The sequence below is a fragment of the Janthinobacterium sp. GW821-FHT03C08 genome, assembly GCF_059420905.1.
On record NZ_JBWKUP010000003.1, the window covers coordinates 158447 to 177367 of the forward strand.

The 18921-nt window shown below is 60.2% G+C and carries 18 protein-coding genes, 1 tRNA gene and 2 pseudogenes; 10 read left to right on the top strand and 11 right to left on the bottom strand.

What is annotated here, in order from left to right:
* Nucleotides 1-143: 143 nt before the first annotated feature.
* The 3 genes from rfbB to rfbC all read left to right on the top strand — a co-directional run bounded on the left by rfbB (nt 144) and on the right by rfbC (nt 3137).
* Nucleotides 144-1223, top strand: coding sequence for a dTDP-glucose 4,6-dehydratase (gene rfbB / locus AC07VL_RS05160; protein WP_494804883.1), 1080 nt, complete (start codon nt 144-146; stop codon nt 1221-1223).
* Complete coding sequence (gene rfbA, locus AC07VL_RS05165) at nt 1223-2116, top strand: glucose-1-phosphate thymidylyltransferase RfbA (RefSeq protein WP_494804884.1); 894 nt, start codon at nt 1223-1225, stop codon at nt 2114-2116. The genes rfbB and rfbA overlap by 1 nt, the downstream gene beginning before the upstream one ends.
* A 475-nt stretch (nt 2117-2591) precedes the next feature.
* Nucleotides 2592-3137: a dTDP-4-dehydrorhamnose 3,5-epimerase gene (rfbC, locus tag AC07VL_RS05170; protein ID WP_494804885.1), complete on the top strand. Its 546-nt coding sequence runs from the start codon at nt 2592-2594 to the stop codon at nt 3135-3137.
* Between the two features lie 59 nt (nt 3138-3196).
* On the opposite strand, the gene AC07VL_RS05175 is transcribed toward rfbC, so the two are convergent.
* Complete coding sequence (locus AC07VL_RS05175) at nt 3197-3556, bottom strand: diacylglycerol kinase (protein ID WP_494804886.1); 360 nt, start codon at nt 3554-3556, stop codon at nt 3197-3199.
* Between the two features lie 254 nt (nt 3557-3810).
* Nucleotides 3811-4050, bottom strand: coding sequence for a hypothetical protein (locus AC07VL_RS05180; protein WP_494804887.1), 240 nt, complete (start codon nt 4048-4050; stop codon nt 3811-3813).
* Nucleotides 4051-4192: 142 nt separating this feature from the next.
* Between AC07VL_RS05180 and AC07VL_RS05185 the strand changes: the two are divergent.
* The 6 genes and pseudogenes from AC07VL_RS05185 to galE form a co-directional block, all read left to right on the top strand.
* Nucleotides 4193-5256, top strand: a pseudogene (locus tag AC07VL_RS05185) (IS3 family transposase); the annotation flags it as partial.
* A gap of 196 nt (nt 5257-5452) precedes the next feature.
* Nucleotides 5453-5692, top strand: a complete 240-nt coding sequence (locus tag AC07VL_RS05190) for a hypothetical protein (RefSeq protein ID WP_494804888.1) — start codon at nt 5453-5455, stop codon at nt 5690-5692.
* A gap of 323 nt (nt 5693-6015) precedes the next feature.
* Nucleotides 6016-6506: pseudogene (locus tag AC07VL_RS05195) on the top strand (integrase core domain-containing protein); the annotation flags it as partial.
* 359 nt (nt 6507-6865) lie between these two features.
* Nucleotides 6866-6939: transfer RNA gene (locus tag AC07VL_RS05200), tRNA-Gly, on the top strand.
* Between the two features lie 92 nt (nt 6940-7031).
* On the top strand, nt 7032-7712 hold the full coding sequence (gene trmB, locus AC07VL_RS05205; RefSeq protein WP_494805067.1) for a tRNA (guanosine(46)-N7)-methyltransferase TrmB: 681 nt from the start codon (nt 7032-7034) through the stop codon (nt 7710-7712).
* 166 nt (nt 7713-7878) lie between these two features.
* The gene (gene galE, locus AC07VL_RS05210; RefSeq protein ID WP_494804889.1) at nt 7879-8898 is read left to right on the top strand and encodes a UDP-glucose 4-epimerase GalE; all 1020 of its coding nucleotides are present in this window, start codon (nt 7879-7881) and stop codon (nt 8896-8898) included.
* A gap of 195 nt (nt 8899-9093) precedes the next feature.
* Here the strand turns inward: galE and AC07VL_RS05215 are convergent, their stop codons facing one another.
* The 7 genes from AC07VL_RS05215 to AC07VL_RS05245 all read right to left on the bottom strand — a co-directional run bounded on the left by AC07VL_RS05215 (nt 9094) and on the right by AC07VL_RS05245 (nt 16895).
* The gene (locus tag AC07VL_RS05215; protein ID WP_494804890.1) at nt 9094-10380 is read right to left on the bottom strand and encodes a Glu/Leu/Phe/Val family dehydrogenase; all 1287 of its coding nucleotides are present in this window, start codon (nt 10378-10380) and stop codon (nt 9094-9096) included.
* 216 nt (nt 10381-10596) lie between these two features.
* Complete coding sequence (locus AC07VL_RS05220) at nt 10597-11574, bottom strand: LysR family transcriptional regulator (RefSeq protein WP_494804891.1); 978 nt, start codon at nt 11572-11574, stop codon at nt 10597-10599.
* 44 nt (nt 11575-11618) lie between these two features.
* Entirely contained in the window at nt 11619-12101 is a 483-nt protein-coding gene (locus AC07VL_RS05225; protein ID WP_494804892.1) for a hypothetical protein, read from the bottom strand.
* Nucleotides 12101-13924, bottom strand: coding sequence for a DNA helicase RecQ (recQ, locus tag AC07VL_RS05230; RefSeq protein ID WP_494804893.1), 1824 nt, complete (start codon nt 13922-13924; stop codon nt 12101-12103). Before recQ ends, AC07VL_RS05225 begins: the two co-directional genes overlap by 1 nt.
* A 6-nt stretch (nt 13925-13930) precedes the next feature.
* On the bottom strand, nt 13931-14776 hold the full coding sequence (locus tag AC07VL_RS05235) for an undecaprenyl-diphosphate phosphatase (RefSeq protein ID WP_494804894.1): 846 nt from the start codon (nt 14774-14776) through the stop codon (nt 13931-13933).
* Nucleotides 14777-14932: 156 nt separating this feature from the next.
* Nucleotides 14933-16081 carry an MFS transporter gene (locus AC07VL_RS05240; protein ID WP_494804895.1) on the bottom strand — a complete coding sequence of 383 codons (1149 nt, stop codon included), beginning with the start codon at nt 16079-16081 and terminating at the stop codon, nt 14933-14935.
* 43 nt (nt 16082-16124) lie between these two features.
* A complete protein-coding gene (locus AC07VL_RS05245; RefSeq protein ID WP_494804896.1) occupies nt 16125-16895 on the bottom strand; it encodes a DeoR/GlpR family DNA-binding transcription regulator in 771 nt (256 codons plus the stop codon).
* A gap of 166 nt (nt 16896-17061) precedes the next feature.
* Here AC07VL_RS05245 and AC07VL_RS05250 point away from each other — a divergent pair, with 166 nt between their 5' ends.
* Complete coding sequence (locus AC07VL_RS05250) at nt 17062-17289, top strand: hypothetical protein (protein WP_494804897.1); 228 nt, start codon at nt 17062-17064, stop codon at nt 17287-17289.
* 160 nt (nt 17290-17449) lie between these two features.
* On the opposite strand, the gene AC07VL_RS05255 is transcribed toward AC07VL_RS05250, so the two are convergent.
* On the bottom strand, nt 17450-17722 hold the full coding sequence (locus AC07VL_RS05255; protein WP_494804898.1) for a YkgJ family cysteine cluster protein: 273 nt from the start codon (nt 17720-17722) through the stop codon (nt 17450-17452).
* A gap of 71 nt (nt 17723-17793) precedes the next feature.
* Complete coding sequence (locus tag AC07VL_RS05260) at nt 17794-18666, bottom strand: head GIN domain-containing protein (protein ID WP_494804899.1); 873 nt, start codon at nt 18664-18666, stop codon at nt 17794-17796.
* Nucleotides 18667-18921: the final 255 nt, after the last annotated feature.

Consider the following 18921-nt stretch of genomic DNA (forward strand, 5'->3'; position numbering starts at 1 on the left):
GCACTGTCAGTCAGACGGCAAGTGATGCGGAATGGAAATAAAATATTAATATAGTGATATTTTTTTAAGTGTGTTAGCGCTGTTCCGTGCAGGCGAAAACAAACTTAGCAACGACTTTAAATACGTAATAAAAAGGCAATGATATGATCTTAGTTACTGGCGGTGCCGGTTTCATCGGCTCTAATTTTGTACGCGACTGGTTGGCACTTAGTGATGAACCCATCATTAATTTCGACAAACTGACCTATGCTGGTAACCTCAGCAATTTGGCAAGCCTTGCGCAAGATCCACGTTATATTTTTGTGCGCGGTGATATTTGCGATACAGCACATATTGCGCGCTTGCTGGCGGAGCATCAGCCGCGCGCGATCGTGCATTTTGCTGCAGAAAGCCATGTCGATCGTTCCATCCATAGCCCGGGGGAATTTATTTCCACCAACGTCAATGGTACGTTCAGCCTGCTTGAAGCGGCACGCGCCTACTGGTCTGGTCTGGCCGGCGCCGCTCGCGATGGTTTCCGTTTCCTGCATGTTTCGACCGACGAAGTCTATGGCACGCTGGGACCGCAAGATCCACCGTTCACGGAAACGACGCCTTATGCGCCAAACAGCCCCTATTCTGCGTCCAAGGCGGCCTCCGATCACCTGGTGCGCGCCTATTTTCATACTTATGGCATGCCGGTGCTCACGACGAATTGCTCGAACAACTATGGCGCCTTCCATTTCCCGGAAAAACTGATCCCTCTCGTCATAAGCAATGCCCGCGCCGGAAAAACGTTGCCTATCTATGGCGATGGCATGCAAGTGCGTGACTGGTTGTATGTGGGTGATCATTGTTCTGCAATTCGCCGTGTGCTGCAAGCAGGTCGTCCGGGCGAGGTGTATAACGTGGGCGGCTGGAATGAAAAGGCCAACCTGGAAGTCGTGCATACTTTGTGCGATATTCTGGACTCGCTGGATCCTAAGGCGTCTGGCAGCTATCGTGAACAAATTATCTATGTGCAGGATCGCCCTGGTCATGATCGCCGCTATGCCATCGATGCGCGCAAGATCGAGCGCGAACTGGGCTGGAAACCGGCCGAGACATTCGAGACCGGAATCCGCAAGACCGTTCAGTGGTATCTGGACAATCAGGCATGGGTACGTGATGTGCAGTCGGGCGATTATCTGACGTGGGTGGAAAAGAATTACGCGGAACGTGCGACTGTCAAGGAGCAAAACTGATGGGTGTGACAATTGAACGCAAGGGTATCATCCTGGCCGGTGGTTCCGGCACGCGCCTGTATCCGGTTACTATGGCGGTGTCGAAGCAGCTGCTGCCGGTGTATGACAAGCCGATGATTTACTATCCGCTGACCACCTTGATGCTGGCTGGCATACGCGAGATCCTGATTATTTCGACACCACAGGATACGCCACGCTTCAAGGAATTGCTGGGCGATGGCAGTCAATGGGGCATCACGCTCAGCTACGCCGTGCAGCCTTCTCCGGATGGCTTGGCACAGGCATTCATCATTGGCCGCGAATTTGTCGGTGATGCGCCATCGGCCTTGATTCTGGGGGACAACATCTACTATGGTCATGATTTTGAAGCGCAGTTGCGTGTCGCCACGGAGCGTATAAGCGGTTCCACCGTGTTTGCCTATCATGTGCATGATCCGGAACGCTATGGCGTGGTGGACTTTGATGCTCAGCGGCGTGCCGTGAGCATTGAGGAAAAGCCGTTGAAGCCAAAATCGAGTTATGCTGTCACAGGTCTCTACTTTTACGACAAGCAGGTATGCGATATAGCCGCAGGTATTGCGCCATCAGCACGCGGTGAGCTGGAAATCACCGATGTTAACCGTGCCTATCTGGAACGAGGTCAACTCAATGTCGAGTTGATGGGACGTGGCATGGCCTGGCTCGATACGGGCACTCACGAATCGCTGCTGGAAGCGGGGCAATTCATCGCGACCATTGAAAACCGTCAGGGATTGAAAGTGGCTTGCCCTGAGGAAATCGCCTTCCGCAAAGGCTATATCGACGCGCAAAGACTGGAACAGTTGGCCCAGCCCTTGAAGAAAAACGCGTATGGTCAATATCTGTTGCGCCTTCTCGAAGAAAAAATATACTAACAACGTCTAACAAAACCGGAGCGGGCGGCAGAAAGCTGCGGTCAAGATGCGCAACTGTGCGAAGGTATAGTGAGCATCGCAGACCGCAAATTACGACGCGCAGCAGGTTTTGATAGGTGTTCTTAGCGCTAATCCGGTAGCCAGCGTCGCCTGCTTGTACCACATCGGAAATGTGGAGCTTGAGGGGGCAGCGTGGTGAGCCCTGTAGCGACAATCAACGCCGTCCGCGTTTCCGAGGCGCGCTGGCAGGAGGGCTAGGCATCTTCTGCGATACACTCTGGGCACAGTGGCTATACCTTCTCAAAGGACGGTCGGGAAACTGCTGCTGTTTAGCTGAACGGCGAAGCGATGCGCGGGCATGGGGCCACCGGAGCGCCGAGCGCGGGCAGCAATATCGCTGCGCTACAAGTAGTGTCCGGCCTTTGCAGCACCGATTCGGCAATCCAGGCAGTTTTTCCTAGGCTTATCTCACATCATGCATATTCAACCCACGGCAATACCTGAGGTCCTGATCATCGAACCAACTGTCTTTGGTGATGACCGGGGCTTTTTTTACGAGAGTTTTAACCAGAAGCGTTTTGCGGAATTGACGGGTATCAGTCGTCGATTCGTGCAGGACAATCATTCCAAGTCCGTCAAAGCAGTGCTGCGTGGCTTGCATTATCAGATTCAGCAGCCGCAAGGCAAGCTGGTGCGGGTGATCGCTGGAGCCGTGTTTGATGTGGCTGTCGACTTGCGCAAGAGTTCGCCCACGCTCGGTGATTGGGTTGGTGTCGAGTTATCGGCCGCCAATAAACGCCAGTTATGGATACCGGAAGGCTTTGCCCACGGTTTCGTCGTGACCAGCGATAGTGCCGAGTTCCTGTATAAGACGACGGATTATTGGGCGCCGGAATTCGAGCGGAGTATCCTGTGGAATGACCCTGCCATCGGTATCGAATGGCCGCTTGAAACAGAGCCCTTGTTGTCCAGTAAAGATAAAGCAGGGACCTTGCTGGCCAACGCTGACATCTTTGAGTGAGTGTCGATACCTGCATAGGGCCACATGACTGGTTGCGCGATATGTGTGCGACGTAGTCACTACACCAATGTTTCAACCAAGAAAGCCACAAAGATGCCCGTGGCGCACATGCTGAGAATCAGGACGGCCCCTGCGGCGCAATCCTTGGCAATTTTGATACTGGGATGCAGGGCCGGATGCAAATGATCGCTCAAGTGTTCCAGTGCCGTATTGAAAAGCTCAGCCGCGAGGACCATGCCACAGCTGAGCAACAGCAGTGCCCACCAGATCATGGCTGGCCTGCTCCAGACGAGCACCAGCAATACCAGGAGAGCGGCAAGGCATTGTACGCGGAAGCTCGACTCCAGGCGGACGGCGGCAGCTATCCCTTCCCGTGCATATTTCATGCGCTTGAAAAAAGGCTGGTTCTTCATGGGCATGCAAATGGTATTTCTTGGTAGAAGGAGTGGGATGGCTCACGCATATGGCAAGAATAGTGGTTTATCAAGCAGGCAGATCAATTGATGTTGGCAAGAAAAAATAAAAGCCCATTTTCAAATGACATGAAAAGGGCTTTTATTGTGAAGCTGGACGTCTTGCTAGGATATGCTGGCTATCTGCACCAGTGGACCATCTCCGTACTCGACATCCAGTCACAGGAAGTGCCTATCTTGGTTGTCTTGGCAGCCAGATATTAATGGTGGGTGGTGGTCGCGTGGCTTGTGGTCGAGTCCGAGCTGGCGGCACCAGCTACAACAGCAACAGCTGCACCGATGGCGATCATGGTGCTGACGCTTAAACCAGCAACGGTGGTGCCGGCTGCTGCGCCAGCTGCTGGAGCCGCTGCTGCAGGTGCTGGGGCCGGAGCCGATTGAGCCATGGCTTGCGCGGAAGCGAAGCACAGGACTGCTGTAGCAATCAGAATTTTTTTCATGAGGGTATCCTTTTAAATTGAATAGGGAAATGCAAAAATGTCACATCATTGTAGCAACATTTTCTGGTTAAGTCTGCGTTGTGAAAGCTATGTTGCCAACAATTCATGCCATTTCCGGGTGATATCCCTGGATTTCCCCTAACTAACGGCGGTCACTGCTGGCGAATCGGTGGTGCCGGCCAGCGAACTGGCCGCTGCGCGCGCGCAGGTAGTTCAGTTGCAGCGCATGCTCGGCAAGAAGACGATGGAGGCGGAAATCCTGAAGGAAGCCGTCGAGTTCTCTCGCGAAAAAAAGTGGATTGCGCGCTCGCCCTTGTCGGGAAAGGACGACCAGTGAAGCCGGTCTGCTCTGCCCTTGGCGTAGCGCGTTCACACGTCGCCCAACCGCTGGTTCGTCCCGCAGACTGGATCGATGGCCGCACCATGCAGACGTTCCACCAGCCTGCCGACGCCATCCTGGTCGACGCCGTGCGCGCCGAGATTACAGCGCTGCCGACCTATGGCTATCGCCGGGCTGGCGCTCTGGTCAACCGCACGCGCGTCTTGATGGGCCTGCCAGCAATCAATCACAAACGGCTTTATCGCGTGATGAAAGCGAACAGTTTGCTGCTACCCAAGGCGCCGAAACGCCCAGTGAGCAGCCGCGTGCACAGTGGCGTGGTGGCGGTGGACGAACCCAATCAGCGGTGGTGCTCGGACGGTTTTGAGATCGCCTGCGACAATGGCGACGTGGTGACCGGTGTGTTCATGAAGGATTGCTGTGACCGCGAAATCATTGCGTGGCGTGCCTGGGTGGAGCGTGGCCTGCCTGGCGAGCCCATGCGCGACATGCTGGTGGAAGCGGTCGAGGCAAGATTCGGCCAGGCCAGCGTCGGATCGACCCGGCTGGAATTCTTGAGCGACAACGGTGGCGCCTACCGGGCCCATGAAACGCACGCGCTGCTGCGTGCACTTGGGATTGAACCGGTGCACACGCCGGTATGCAGCCCGTAGTTGAACGGCATTGCTGAAAGCTTCTTGAACACGTTTAAACGGGACTACGTGAACTTGATGGACCGCAGCAGCGCAGAAATCGTTCTGGCTCAATTGCCAGACGCCTTTATGCACTTCAACGAGGTCCATCCGCATTCGTCGCTGAAATGGAAATCGCCTCGCATGTTCAGGAGGGAGCTGGCGCGTCGGGCTCAGGAAAGCGGCGCTAACTAAACGATTGGCTGTGTTTGGTTATACGGGGGCAAGATCACCCGAAGCCCAGCCATCAAACGGAATTGCCTCTTTATTAAATTAAAATACAATGAATTATTGCACCCATCAACGGTGCAATGCAGACTAGAAGGGGAAATGTTGCTACAATCACGCGACAGTTTAGCATTTCCCACTGTTCAACCTAAAAGGATATCTCATGAAGAAAATTCTGATCGCTTCGGCAGTACTGTGCTTCGCATCCGCGCAAGCCATGGCTCAATCGGCTCCGGCCCCAGCACCTGCAGCAGCTGCTCCGGCAGCTGGCGCAGCCGCTGGCACCACCGTTGCCGGCCTGAGCGTCAGCACCATGATCGCAATCGGCGCAGCTGTTGCCGTTGTGGCCGGTGCAGCCAGCTCGGACTCGACCACCGCGCACGCCACCACAACCCATCATTAATTCTTAGCTGCCTAAGCAGCGACAGATAGACTCGAACATCAGTTTGTTCTCAAACTGGATGTCGAGGTTTGATGCAATGAAAGTCACATCATTCGTGATGCGTATCTTTCACAATAAGAGCCCTTTTTCATTTGTTTGAAAAATGGGCTTTTATTTTTTGAGCGAGTTTTTAACGTGTCGCCTCAATATTGCTTTTGAGATAGCCCACTGATTCTCTTACTACCAGGGGTATGACATTGGACGTGAAAAACGGTTGTTTTCTGAAGGGTTTAAGCACGAAGCAGTCAAGCGAGTAGGTCAGGTTGGTGCAAGCAAGGCCGGTATGCGACAACGGCGAGGTAGTGACTGGTGTGTTTATGAAAGACTGCTGTGATCGCGAAATTATTGCGTGGCGTGCGTGGGCCGAACGTGGTCTGCCTGGCGAGCCGGTGCGCGACATGTTGGTGGAGGTGGTGGAAGCCAATTTGGGCAGGCCAGCGTTGGATCGGCCAAGCTGGAATTTTTGAGTGACAACGGCGGCGCCTATCGAGCCCATGAAACGCACGCGCTGGCGCGCGAACTGGACATCGAGCCGGTGCATGCACCGGTGTGCAGCCCACAGTCGAACGGCATTGCTGAGAGCTTCGTGAACACCTTTAAACGGGACTACGTCAACCTGATGGACCGCAGCACGGCAGAAGTTGTGTTCGCCCAGTTGCCAGGCGCTTTTACGCATTTCAACGAGATGCATCCTCACTCGTCGTTGAACTTGAAATCACCTCGCATGTACAGGAGGGAGTTGGCGCGCCGGGCTCAGGAAAGCGGCGTTAATTAAAAGCTTTAGGATGTATCCGATTATACGGGGCCAAGATCAGGAACGATAAATATAAATAATAATTAGGCAATAATGCAGTCATCTTCAACGGCCTAAGGTCTTAATTACCTGCCGGTTGGTGATTGCTATAAAGAAAATATTCTCAAATTTGCAGTATGCCGTTATTGTATATATCAAGGTAATCATCGATATCATGGCATATAAGACTCGGAAGGGCGGTTGACATGTGGCCGTGGAGCGAAGAGCTTTTGCATGTATGGCCATCACACCTCGGAGAAATCGATCATCGCATTTTCGATCACAGCAACCATGCTGCAACGTTGCCAATAGCGGTGAAAGCCGCGTAAAATGCAGGCTTCGCGGGTGTAGCTCAATGGTAGAGCAGAAGCTTCCCAAGCTTACGACGAGGGTTCGATTCCCTTCACCCGCTCCATTTTCCGCTGGCGCCTGGCTTTGTGCGGCGCGGCCACTATTTTCTTCATTCCCATGTCTTCAGATACCCCAGCAAACGGCCCTGCGCGGCCGATGATGTACGATCCGACCGAACACCGCATCCGCAGTTTCGTGACCCGCGCGGGACGGCTCTCCGTGGCGCAGGCGCGCGCGCTTGAGACGCTGGGACCGCAGTTCCTGTTGCCGTTCGCCAAAGAACCCATGGATTTCGAGCAGGTGTTCGGCCGCAAGGCGCCCGTCATCCTGGAAATCGGTTTCGGCATGGGCGCGACCACGGCGCATATCGCCAAGGCCATGCCGGAGAAGGATTTCATCGGCGTCGAAGTGCATACGCCCGGCGTCGGCAGCCTGTTGAAGCTGATCGGCGAGGAATCGCTGACGAATCTGCGCCTGCTGCAGCACGATGCCGTGGAAGTGCTCACGCACATGATTCCCGCCAATTCGCTGGCCGGTATCCACGTCTTTTTCCCCGACCCATGGCACAAGGCGCGTCACAACAAGCGCCGGCTGATCCAGTCGCCGTTCGTCAAGCAGTTGACCGATCGTCTGGCGCCGGGCGGCTATCTGCATTGCGCCACGGACTGGGAAGATTATGCGGTGCAGATGCTGGACGTGCTGGGTACCGAGCCGCAATTGCGCAATAGCGCCGATGGTTACGCGCCACAGCCCGCGTATCGTCCGCTGACCAAGTTTGAAAACCGAGGTTTGAAGCTGGGCCACGGCGTATGGGATTTGGTATTCATTAAGAAATAAACGCGCAGCGTGCTGGCGGTGTGTCCGCCCCTGTGCCTGAACAGAATGAGCCTGCCGCCACCACGCGGCAGGCTTTTTTTATGGTGGACGGCTATGCGTCCGGCGTGCCGGCTTGGCAGGGAGGCCGAATTCAGGTAGTCTTATCTTTTTTGCATTGGTTGGGATTATGAGCAAGAAAATACTCGTGACCGGCGCTTCCGGTTTTATCGGCTCGCATACCTGCGTCGAATTGCTGGCGGCTGGCTTTGACGTGGTCGCCGTGGATAATTTGTGCAATAGCGCGCGCGAAGCCATGGCCCGCGTCGAGCGCATTGCCGGCAAGAGCGTGCCCTTCTATGAGGCCGATGTGCGCGACCGTGCGGCCATGGCTGCCATCTTGCGCGAGCATGTCATCGATGCGGTGATCCATTTCGCGGGCCTGAAGGCCGTAGGCGAGTCCGTGGCGCAACCGCTGATGTACATGGACAATAATGTGGCGGGCACCGTGACCCTGCTGGAAGTGCTGGCGGCGGCGAACGTGAAGCGTTTCGTGTTCAGCTCATCGGCTACCGTGTACGGCGATCCGGAAGCCTTGCCCATCCTGGAAACGTCGCGCCTGTCCGTGACCAATCCGTATGGCCGCTCCAAGCTGATGGTCGAACAGATCTTGGCCGATCTCGTGCATGCCGATGCGCAATGGCAAGTGGGCGTATTGCGTTATTTCAACCCCGTCGGCGCGCATGCCAGCGGCTTGATCGGCGAAGACCCGGCCGGCATTCCGAACAACCTGATGCCGTTCATCGCCCAGGTAGCCGTGGGCCGCCGCGAGCGCCTGGCCGTGTTCGGCAACGACTACGCCACGCCGGACGGCACCGGCGTGCGTGACTACATTCATGTGGTGGACCTGGCGCTGGGCCATGTGGCGGCGTTGAACCGTCTGTTTTCCACCGAAGGCGGCTTTACCGTCAACCTGGGCACGGGCCATGGCTACAGCGTGCTCGATACCGTCCGCGCCTTCGAGGCCGCCAGCGGCCGCAAGGTCCCCTACGACATCGTGCCGCGTCGCCCCGGCGACATCGCCAGCTGCTACGCCTCGGCCGACAAGGCCAAGGAATTGCTAGGCTGGCAAGCCCAGAAAGACATCGACGACATGTGCACCGACCACTGGCGCTGGCAGCACCAGAATCCGCAAGGTTACGCGGCGTAAAAAAGTCCGCCGGATACAAAAAATCCCGCTCACACTTCAGTGTGGCGGGATTTTTTTAGAGCGCCATTAAACTAACGGCGTCAAAGGTAGCAATGGCGCCTGAAAAATGCCCAGGGCCAGGCGCCGCCCCGAAGACAGTACGCTAGTACGACGAGGGGAAGGCAACAACGCCCTGGGCTTTTTCTCAGGCAGCCATTAAGGGTAGAGACCGCGCACTTCGCGAGCTTGGAGGACGCGGGTGCACGCCAGGATGAAGGTGGCAGTACGCATCGACACTTTCTTCTCTTGCGACACTTGCCATACGGCGTCGAATGCTTCGCGCATGATGCGGGTCAGACGGCTGTTGATCTCTTCTTCCGTCCAGAAGAAGCTCGAGAAGTTCTGCGCCCACTCGAAGTAGCTGACGGTCACGCCGCCGGCATTGGCCAGCACGTCCGGCACGATCAATACGCCGCGGTCGGTCAGGATGTCGTCCGCTGCCGGCAGGGTCGGGCCGTTGGCGCCTTCCAGGATGATCTTGGCGCGGATGACTTGCGCGCGTTCTGCCGTGATCTGCTGTTCCAGCGCGGCCGGGATCAGGATGTCGCAGTCGATGCCCCAGAAATCTTCGCGTGGCACGAATGCCTCGGCGCCCGGGAAGCCTTCGACGCTGCCCACTTCGGCCACGTGTGCCAGCAGTTGCGGGATGTTCAAGCCGCCGGAATGCACGACGGTGGTCTTGTGGTCCTGTACCGCCACCACTTTCGAGCCGGCTTCCGCGAACATGCGGGCAGCGACGCCGCCCACGTTGCCGAAACCTTGGACGATGACTTTCGCGCCTTCGAGCGACATGCCGACCTTGGCGGCAGCATCGCAACCGACGACGAACACGCCGCGGCCTGTCGCATCGCGGCGGCCCAGGCTGCCGCCCAGCGAGATTGGTTTGCCCGTTACCACGCCGGTCGACATATTGCCGCCGATCATGGCGTAGCTGTCCATCATCCACGCCATGACTTGTTCATTCGTGTTGACGTCCGGTGCCGGGATATCCTTGTTTGGTCCGATGATCATGCTGATCTCGCTCGTGTAGCGGCGGGTCAGGCGCTGCAGTTCGCCGCGCGACAGGGTCTTCGGATCGACACGGATACCGCCCTTGGCGCCGCCGTATGGCACGTTGACGGCAGCATTCTTGACCGTCATCCATGCCGACAGGGCCATCACTTCTGACAGGGTCACGTCCTGGTGGAAGCGCACGCCGCCCTTGCCCGGGCCGCGCGACAGGTTGTGCTGCACGCGGTAGCCTTCGTAGTGGGCAATGGTGCCGTCATCGCGCTCGATGGGCACGTCGACCGTCAGGATGCGCTTTGGACGCTTCAGCGTTTCCACCCAGCGCGACAGGTTGCCCAGGTAAGGCGTAACGCGGTCGATCTGCTCGAGGTAGACGCCCCATGGGCCCAGGTCTTCAGGATTGAGGTAGGAAGGAAGTGCGTGCTTGCTGGTCATGCTTGATAAGCTCCTGGACAAAACGGTGGTGTAACGCTGAAAAATCTGCAGAGCATCGCGATGATTTTTTCTGGCGTTCAAAAATGCTGTGGTAGGCGCACCTTGAGGCTGCGCGCAGCGGAACCGCATCGTAGGCGATAGCCTCATGCCCCGGCCAATGCTTTGTGCGCATCCGGTTATGCATTTAATGCATAGTTGTGTTGACAGGATTGCCAGTCAGGATGGCGCGGTCTCGGTGGCGCGTTTGCGGCGCTTGCCCATGCGGGTCTTGCCATCCTGCGACTGCACCAGGTATTGCCACAGGCTTTCGACGATGGGCTTGCCGGGGCGCAGGCTAGACGGGCGTTCGCGGTACAGGCGGATTTCCAGCTCGATTTCCCAGCCTGGCGCACCGCCATCGGCGCGCGCCAGGTGTTTGTATTTGACGTCGCGCATGACGGCCGATTCGGGCAGGAAGGCGATGCCGCGTCCTTCCAGCGCCATCATCTTCAAGCCTTCGGCCATGTCCGTCTCGTAGCAGGTATCGAGGAACAGGGGCACCTTGGCGTCGGCCACCAGCAATTCCACCATGCGCCCCAGGTAGGCGTTGTTGGTGTAGGAGAGGAAGGGCAGCGGGTCCTTGGCGCTGCCGGGCAGGACGAAATCGGGCACCTTGTCCTGGCCGCAGCGCGCGTACGCGCGCAGGGTTTCGCGGCCCATCACCAGCATGTCGTAGCGGCCCGGGTCCAGCTGCACCGGCTGGCGTGGATGGTGATAGCACAGCAGCAGGTCGCAGCCGCCGTCGACCAGCTGCAGCACGGCGTCGTGCACGTTCAGGGCCATCAAACGGCTGTTGATGGGGGCAAAACCTTCTTCCAGCGCCGTCAGCCACTTCGGCATGAAGGTCAGCGAGAGCGTGTGCGGTACGGCGAAATCGACGCTCGTTTGCGTGGCCGCCCGCTTGCCGCGCAAGAGGGCGCGCACGCCGTTGATCTGCCCCAGCATTTCCAGCGCCTGCTCGTAGAACACGGCGCCGGCCGGCGTCAAGCGCGTGGGATACGAGGTGCGGTCGACCAGGTCGATGCCGAGCCAGTTTTCCAGCGACTGGATGCGCCGCGAAAAGGCCGGCTGGGTGACGTGGCGCAGGGCCGCAGAACGGCTGAAGTTATGCGTTTCAGCGAGCGAAATGAAGTCTTCCAGCCATTTGGTTTCCATCGCGGCAGCGTTCTCTTATCAAGGACAGAGGCAAAGTACAGTGGTCAGGGCGTATCGGTCGATGCCGCAGGCTGGTACAGCGATGCCGGCAGGCCGAAGAAGGACGGCGGGCCCAGGGTCGTGCCGTCGAGCGAGCCGCCCGCGTTCAAGCCCTTGCTGATGGCCGCCAGCAGGGAGCTGCGTTCGGCCAGGTTTTGCAGCAGCGCGCGCGGGCCATTGTGGAAGGTGTGCTGGGCGATGTCCAGCGCCACGACAAAGATCGGTTCGCGGCGCATGGGAAACTCCAGCCATTCGCCGTCCTCGTCCTGCGCGCGGAAGGCGTCGGGCAGGGTCATGGTATCGGCGCCGGGCAGGTGCGACGCCAGCACCAGGCCGAAGGCTTCCGGAATCACGTCGGCCAGGCGGCGCATGGTGAGGTCGTCGCCGACCAGGGCACGCACCTGCGCTTCCACGGCGTCGTCGGCGTCGGCCTGCGCGCCCAGCAGTTCCACGGCCTGGTAAATCAGCTGGGGCGAGAGTGCTTCCATCAAATCATCTCCAGGATCATGGCGACGATTTCGTCGCCGTACGAGGCCAGTTTTTTCTCGCCCACGCCGCTCACGCCGCGCATCTGCTCCAGCGAGGTGGGCTTGGCCTTGGCGATTTCGCGCAGGGTGGCGTCGACGAAGATGACGTAGGCCGGCACGTTGTGCGTGCGCGCCGTCTCCACGCGCCACCAGCGCAGCTTGTCGAAGATGGCCTGCTCGCTGGTCGACAGATCCGTCTCGACATAGCCCTTCGCCACGCTGGTGCTGCGCTTGCTGGTTTTCACCGGTTTCTGGTACTGGCGCAGCTGCACCTTCTGGCCGCCCTTGAGCACGGGGCGCGAGGCGTCCGTCAGTTTCAGCGAGCTGTATTGTTCATGGTCGACCGACACGAGGCCCAGTGCGATGGCCTGGCGCAAAATCGATTTCCATTCCGCTTCGCCCAGGTCCGAGCCGATGCCGAAGACGGACAGGGAATCGTGGTGCCAGGTCTTGATGCGTTCCGATTCCACGCCGCGCAGCACGTCGATCACGTGGCCGCCGGCGAAGCGCTGGTCGACGCGGTAGATGGCCGACAGCAGTTTTTGCACGGGCACGGTGCCGTCGAAGGACACGGGCGGCACCAGGCAGGTGTCGCAATTGCCGCACGGCGAAGCCGGCTCGCCGAAGTATTCGAGCAATCGCATGCGGCGGCAGCTGAGCGTTTCGCACAGGCCCAGCATGGCGTCGAGTTTGACGCCCAGCACCCGCTTGAAGGTGTCGTCCGCTTCCGATTCGTCGATCATGCGCCGCTGCAGCACCACGTCCTGCAAGCCGTACGCCATCCACGCGTTGGCGGCCATGCCGTCGCGGCCCGCGCGCCCCGATTCCTGGTAATAGCCCTCGATGCTTTTCGGCAGGTCCAGATGCGCCACGAAGCGCACGTCGGGCTTGTCGATGCCCATGCCGAAGGCGATGGTGGCGACCATGACGATGTTTTCCTCGCGCAGGAAGCGCGCCTGGTTGGCGCTGCGCTTGGCGTACTCCATGCCGGCGTGATAGGGCAGGGCGCGGATACCGCTCTGGTTCAAAAATTCCGCCGTCTCTTCCACCTTCTTGCGCGACAGGCAGTACACGATGCCGCAGTCGCCCGCGTGTTCCGTGTTGATGAAATCGAGCAGCTGCTTGCGGCCATTCGCCTTTTCCACGATCTGGTAGCGGATGTTCGGGCGGTCGAAGGACGAGACGAACTGGCGCGCGTCGTCGAGCTGCAGGCGCAGGGCGATCTCGGCGCGCGTCTGCGGGTCGGCCGTGGCCGTGAGCGCGATGCGCGGCACGTCCGGGAACTGCTCGTGCAGCACCGACAGCTTGATGTATTCGGGGCGGAAGTCATGGCCCCACTGGGCCACGCAATGCGCCTCGTCGATGGCGAACAGGGCGATCTTCGAGGACTGGAACAGGTCCAGGCAGCGCTGCGTCATCAGGCGTTCGGGCGCCACGTAGACGACGTCGATGCCGCCCGTGCGCACCAGGCGCTCGATGCGGCTCGCTTCTTCGTAGGTCTGCGTGGAATTGAGGAAGGCGGCGCGCACGCCCACTTCCTCGAGCGCGTCGACCTGGTCCTGCATCAGGGCGATCAGCGGCGAGATGACGACGCCGACGCCGTCGCGCAGCAGCGCGGGGATCTGGTAGCACAGCGACTTGCCGCCGCCGGTGGGCATCAGCACCAGCGCGTCGCCGCCATGGCTGACGTGGTCGACGATGTCGGCTTGCTGGCCACGGAAGGCCGGGTAGCCGAAAACGGTCTGCAGCAGGTGCAGCGCGCGCTGGTTAAGATCTTGATTCATAGTGCCTTATTCTGCCCAAACAACCCAGCCGAAGTGGGCGCTGGCCAGGACCAGCATGCCAAACACGATGCGGTACCAGGCAAAAAATGTAAAGTCGTGCGAGCTGATGTAGCGCAACAGCCAGCGCACGCACAGGAAGGCGGAGATGAAGGCGGCGACGGTGCCCAGGCCGAACAGGGGCACGTCGGTGGCCGACAGGATGTCGCGCGCCTTGTACAGCGAATAGAAGGTGGCCGCCAGCAGGGTCGGGATGGCCAGGAAGAACGAGAATTCGGTGGCCGTCTTGCGCGACAGGCCCAGCAGCATGCCGCCGATGATGGTTGAGCCGGAACGGCTGGTGCCAGGAATCAGCGCGAACGCCTGGGCACAGCCCACCTTCAAGGCATCGAATGGCGTCATTTCATCGACCGAGTTGACGCGCACGGTGACGGGGTTGGCGCGCGCGCGGCGCTCCACCAGCAAGATGATGATACCGCCGATGATGAAGGCCATGGCGACCGGAACGGGCTTGAACAGCGCGTGCTTGATCATCTTGCCGATGGCCAGGCCGATGACGGCCAGCGGAATGAAGGCGATGGCCACGTTCAGCACGAACTTGCGCGACTTGACTTCGGTGCCGAAGGTGGACAGCACGCTGCCGATGCGCTGGCGGTACTCCCAGCACACGGCCAGGATGGCGCCGGCCTGGATGGCGATCTCAAAGACATCCATCACGTCCTTGGAGACATCTTGAGTAAAGTCCAGCAGGCTGCCGGCCAGGATCAGGTGTCCCGTGGACGAAATCGGCAAGAATTCGGTAAAACCTTCGACCAGCCCCATGATGATGGCTTTTAACGCAAGAATGAGATCCATAGATGTATAAACGGGTATAAGTGACAGGATGGGGTGACCGCGTGGCGCCAGCAATGTGCGCGGGGTCGAAGCTTACCATGCCGGAGGCCCGTCGAGCCGATTTGGGCGCTGGCGGGCAGCGGTTTTTTGCCGCTGCCCGCCAGGCAAGGGGAAAGTTCAGGAAGCCTGTTTTGCCGGCGCGGCCAGGCGCGCGCTGGCGGCTACCAGCAGCAGCGCGCAGCCCAGCATAACGAAGGCGATATTCAGGCTGGTGGCGTGGGCCACGAAACCGATGACGGCGGGGCCGGCCAGGATGCCTGCGTAGCCGATGGTGGTAATGGCCGCCACGGCCAGGCTGGCCGGCATGGCGCTCTGCTTGCCCGCTGCCGTAAACAGGATGGGCACGATGTTTGCCGCGCCCAGCCCGATCAGCACGAAACCCAGCATGGCCAGGCCCGCCTGAGGTGCCAGTACGGCCAGGAAGAAGCCGCTGGCCGCGCACAGGCCGCCGAAAGTGAGCACACGCTTTCCGCCGAAACGGCTAACCACCTTGTCGCCCGTAAAGCGTCCCACCGTCATGGCGATGGCGAAGGCGGCGTACCCCAGGCCGCCCTTCGTTTCTTCCACGCCGCGCGTGGTGGTGAGGAACAGGGCACTCCAGTCGAGGATGGCGCCTTCGGCGAGGAAGACGATGAAGCACAAGAGGCCGATGAGGATCACGGCGCCGTGCGGCATGACGAACAGGGGCGTCTTTTCGCCAGAGGCGGATGCCGTCGGCAGCAGATGGCCTTGCGCCGCGCCCAGTACGCCGCACAGCAGCAGCATCACCACCACGCAGGACCAGGCGGGGGACAAGCCCAGCCACAGCAGCAGGGCCATGCAGGCGGCACCGGCGAAGCCGCCCACGCTGAACAGCGCGTGAAAGCCCGACATCATGGCGCCGCCATTGGCTTTTTCGATGATCACGGCCTGGATGTTGATGGCCACGTCGAAGGTGCCCATGGCCGCGCCGAAGACCAGCAGCACCAGGCCCAGTTGCAGCGGCGTGGCCGCCAACGCCAGGCCGGGCAGGATGGCGGTCAGCAGCAGGCCGGCACTGACGATGACCTTGCGGCAGCCGAAGCGGGCCGCCAGCATGCCCGTAAACGGCATCGCGCACAGCGAACCGGCGCCCAGGCACAGCAGCAAAATACCCAGGGTAGCTTCGTCGAGGCCCAGGCGCGACTTGGCGTAGGGAACCAGCGGGGCCCAGGCGGCCATGCCAAGGCCGGCGGCAAAGAAGACCAGGCGCGTGGCGCGTTGTTGCAGGGTGCCGGTGAGGTGCATGGGAAAGTTTCCAGGAGTCAGTGTGAAGGAGTGTCGATCAGAATCAGGCGCGGGCGCGCAATACCTGCACGCCCAGCTGTGCAAAGGCGGCCGCGTGGGCCGCGTCGGCGTCCGCTTCCAGCACCAGGTGCTGCAGCAAGCCCGTGGCCAACACGCCGAAGGGGGCGGCCGTGCCCAGCTTGTCGCTGGTGACGGCCACCACGACGGCCTTGCTGGCGCCGGCGATGCTGCGCTTGAATTCGGCCTCGTCGTAGTTGAAGGCCGTCACGCCCGCGTCCGCATCGGCGCCGCAGGCACCGAGGAAGCACAGGTCGGGATGCATGCGCTCGACCGTGCGCAGCGCTTGCGGACCCAGGCTGGCGCCGGCGCGGCGGTCGACCCTGCCGCCAGCCATGATCAGCTCGATCTCGGGACGTTCCATCAGCGCCATCGCAATGGCCGGGGCGTTGGTGACGACGGTGAGCGCCAAGGGCGGCAAGGCGCTGGCGATGGCCAGGTTGGTCGAACCCGCGTCGAGAAACAGCACCTGGCCCGCATGCACGAGGGAGATGGCGGCCTGGGCCAGGCGTTCCTTGCGCTCGGGCGCCTCCTGCTTGCGCTGGGTCAAGCTGCCGCCATCGGGCGCCAGCGGGAGGGCGCCGCCGTACACGCGTTGGCACAGGCCGGCCGCCGCCATCTCGCGCAGGTCGCGCCGTATCGTATCCTCGGACACGTCGAGCTGGCGCGCCAGGTCCAGCGCGAGGACCCGGCCATCGGCGTGCAATTGTTGCTGGATCAGCGCCTGGCGTTGTTTGAGGAGAAGGGTGGCGGACATATTGAACTTATAAACGTGCATGAATGTGCATAAATATACGTAAACGTGCAAATTGAGTCAAGCTGACTTTGATGCGTGAGCCAATATTGCCGGAAGGATATGAATCGCGTACAGTTGTGAAAAATAAAACAAATCAAAGGACATCGTGTTTACCAGTAAACTATTAATGGCAACCTTGCTGGGCCGCGTCATGCGCCGCAGCGGGTGGGGAGTCCTGGGCATGCTGATTGTCTTCAATGCGCTGCATTGGAAGCGCCACGGCACGCTGGACTGGGGCGACGCGCGCGCGTCCCTATTCGTGCTGCTGGCCTATCTGGCGGTTTCCCTGATGCTGGAGTATGCGCGCCTGCGTGGCGAAGAGCGGGCAGCGGCGCGGACCAAGGCCGGGGGCTGACCACGCCTCACGTCAGCCTGGCGGGCGGATGTCCGTGTGGCAGAAATGCGGATAAATGCGGATACGTGCGTATGCACGGGAACGCTGCGCCAGCAGGTAGCGGTCGCGGCGAATCGCCACACGACAGGGGGGGGGCGGTGTGCTGGAGCGTTGCCAGCGTTCAGGGCGCCGTCAGCCGTTCCAGCTCCGTCAGCCAGCCGATGGCATGCTCGCGGCTGGCGCCGCACATTTCCGCCGAGGGCTGCAAGCCGCCGCAAAAGGCAGGGCGTTCCGGCTGGCCAAAGATCAGGCAGCGGTTGTCGTCGGCCAGCTGGATGCAGCGCACGCCCGCAGGTTTGCCATCCGGCATGCCGGGAATCGGGCTGGTGATGGAGGGCGCGGTGCAGCAGGCGCCGCACGAGGGGCGGCATGCCAGGGTGGCGGGTGGTGACATGGGATTCCAGGCGAGCAGGTGAGGAACCGGCAGTATAGCAAGCCGACCCCCCTGCGTCGCCGGGAGCCCGGTTAGCGCACGATGCTGACGCGTTTGCCCGACAGGGTGCGGCGAATCGGATCGCCATGCACGGTGATGCGTCCCGAACCGCTGGCGCGGGCATTGACTTCGTTTTGCACGCTGACATCGATGTCGCCCGAACCGTTGCTTGCCAGGTAGGCGATGTCGCTGCTCAAGGCGGCCAGATTGATGTCGCCCGAGCCATTCACGTTGGCATCGAGGCGCTGCACGGCGCCGCTGGCGCTGATATTGCCCGAGCCATTGACGGCCACGTTGATGCGTTCGCCACGCACGCTGCCCAGCTGGATGCGGCCCGAGCCATTTTGCACCGTGTCCGTGTTGCCGCTGGCAAGCGCGGCCGCGTTGATGGTGCCCGAGCCATTGTTGGCCACGTCAAAGCGGCCCACCTTGCCTGACAGTTCGCTACGCATCGAGCCGCGCTGCACCAGGCTGAAGTCGTCGCCATTCAAGCCGCTGACCACCAGGCGGCCGGAACCGGACACATTGATCTTGTTCAATTGCGGCGTCGTATAGATGACGTGGATGCCATTGCCGCTGCGAATGCTCGTATCGCTCCAGATGCGCAGGGTGTCGCCGCTCACTTCGCTATGGATCAGCGGCTGCAGGTTGCTGTCCGCTTCGATCACCAGCGACGGCGCGGGGCCGACGCGCACGTCGATCTTGATATCGACGCGCTTCATGTTATCGATGTCGAGGGCGGTGAGGCTGCTGACGGGGCGCACGTCGCGGCTGACCTGCTGGTTGCCCTGGATGGCGGAGCTTCCCGAATCGCCCGCGTAGCGGATGTCGCCATCATTGGGATTGATGACGATGGCGCAGCCGCCAAGGGCAACGGCACAGCACAGGGCCAGCAAGGTACGCATGATGTTTCCTTTATATTTGTTTTATCTCAGGACAAAAAAAGCCGGCGGCCGCGCTGCGGCTGCCGTGCTGTCGATAACAAGATAGCAAAGCTGACAAGCCGGTATGGCAGAAATGCGATGAACTGCGTAAAACGCGGCGTGAACTGCACCCAGGCCGCCTTGTGCGCCGCGGCTGCGCCGGCACGCCAGCCCTCCGCGCGGTGCCCATCTTCGCCTGCCAGGGTACTGTTTGCCGCAGCGGCACGCTACAATGGC

Excerpts from the sequence above, each read along its gene's own strand:
- rfbB (WP_494804883.1), top strand. The coding sequence starts at position 144 with ATGATCTTAGTTACTGGCGGTGCCGGTTTCATCGGCTCTAATTTTGTA.
- rfbA (WP_494804884.1), top strand. The coding sequence starts at position 1,223 with ATGGGTGTGACAATTGAACGCAAGGGTATCATCCTGGCCGGTGGTTCC.
- rfbC (WP_494804885.1), top strand. The coding sequence starts at position 2,592 with ATGCATATTCAACCCACGGCAATACCTGAGGTCCTGATCATCGAACCA.
- AC07VL_RS05175 (WP_494804886.1), bottom strand. The coding sequence starts at position 3,556 with ATGCCCATGAAGAACCAGCCTTTTTTCAAGCGCATGAAATATGCACGG.
- AC07VL_RS05180 (WP_494804887.1), bottom strand. The coding sequence starts at position 4,050 with ATGAAAAAAATTCTGATTGCTACAGCAGTCCTGTGCTTCGCTTCCGCG.
- AC07VL_RS05190 (WP_494804888.1), top strand. The coding sequence starts at position 5,453 with ATGAAGAAAATTCTGATCGCTTCGGCAGTACTGTGCTTCGCATCCGCG.
- trmB (WP_494805067.1), top strand. The coding sequence starts at position 7,032 with ATGATGTACGATCCGACCGAACACCGCATCCGCAGTTTCGTGACCCGC.
- galE (WP_494804889.1), top strand. The coding sequence starts at position 7,879 with ATGAGCAAGAAAATACTCGTGACCGGCGCTTCCGGTTTTATCGGCTCG.
- AC07VL_RS05215 (WP_494804890.1), bottom strand. The coding sequence starts at position 10,380 with ATGACCAGCAAGCACGCACTTCCTTCCTACCTCAATCCTGAAGACCTG.
- AC07VL_RS05220 (WP_494804891.1), bottom strand. The coding sequence starts at position 11,574 with ATGGAAACCAAATGGCTGGAAGACTTCATTTCGCTCGCTGAAACGCAT.
- AC07VL_RS05225 (WP_494804892.1), bottom strand. The coding sequence starts at position 12,101 with ATGGAAGCACTCTCGCCCCAGCTGATTTACCAGGCCGTGGAACTGCTG.
- recQ (WP_494804893.1), bottom strand. The coding sequence starts at position 13,924 with ATGAATCAAGATCTTAACCAGCGCGCGCTGCACCTGCTGCAGACCGTT.
- AC07VL_RS05235 (WP_494804894.1), bottom strand. The coding sequence starts at position 14,776 with ATGGATCTCATTCTTGCGTTAAAAGCCATCATCATGGGGCTGGTCGAA.
- AC07VL_RS05240 (WP_494804895.1), bottom strand. The coding sequence starts at position 16,081 with ATGCACCTCACCGGCACCCTGCAACAACGCGCCACGCGCCTGGTCTTC.
- AC07VL_RS05245 (WP_494804896.1), bottom strand. The coding sequence starts at position 16,895 with ATGTCCGCCACCCTTCTCCTCAAACAACGCCAGGCGCTGATCCAGCAA.
- AC07VL_RS05250 (WP_494804897.1), top strand. The coding sequence starts at position 17,062 with ATGGCAACCTTGCTGGGCCGCGTCATGCGCCGCAGCGGGTGGGGAGTC.
- AC07VL_RS05255 (WP_494804898.1), bottom strand. The coding sequence starts at position 17,722 with ATGTCACCACCCGCCACCCTGGCATGCCGCCCCTCGTGCGGCGCCTGC.
- AC07VL_RS05260 (WP_494804899.1), bottom strand. The coding sequence starts at position 18,666 with ATGCGTACCTTGCTGGCCCTGTGCTGTGCCGTTGCCCTTGGCGGCTGC.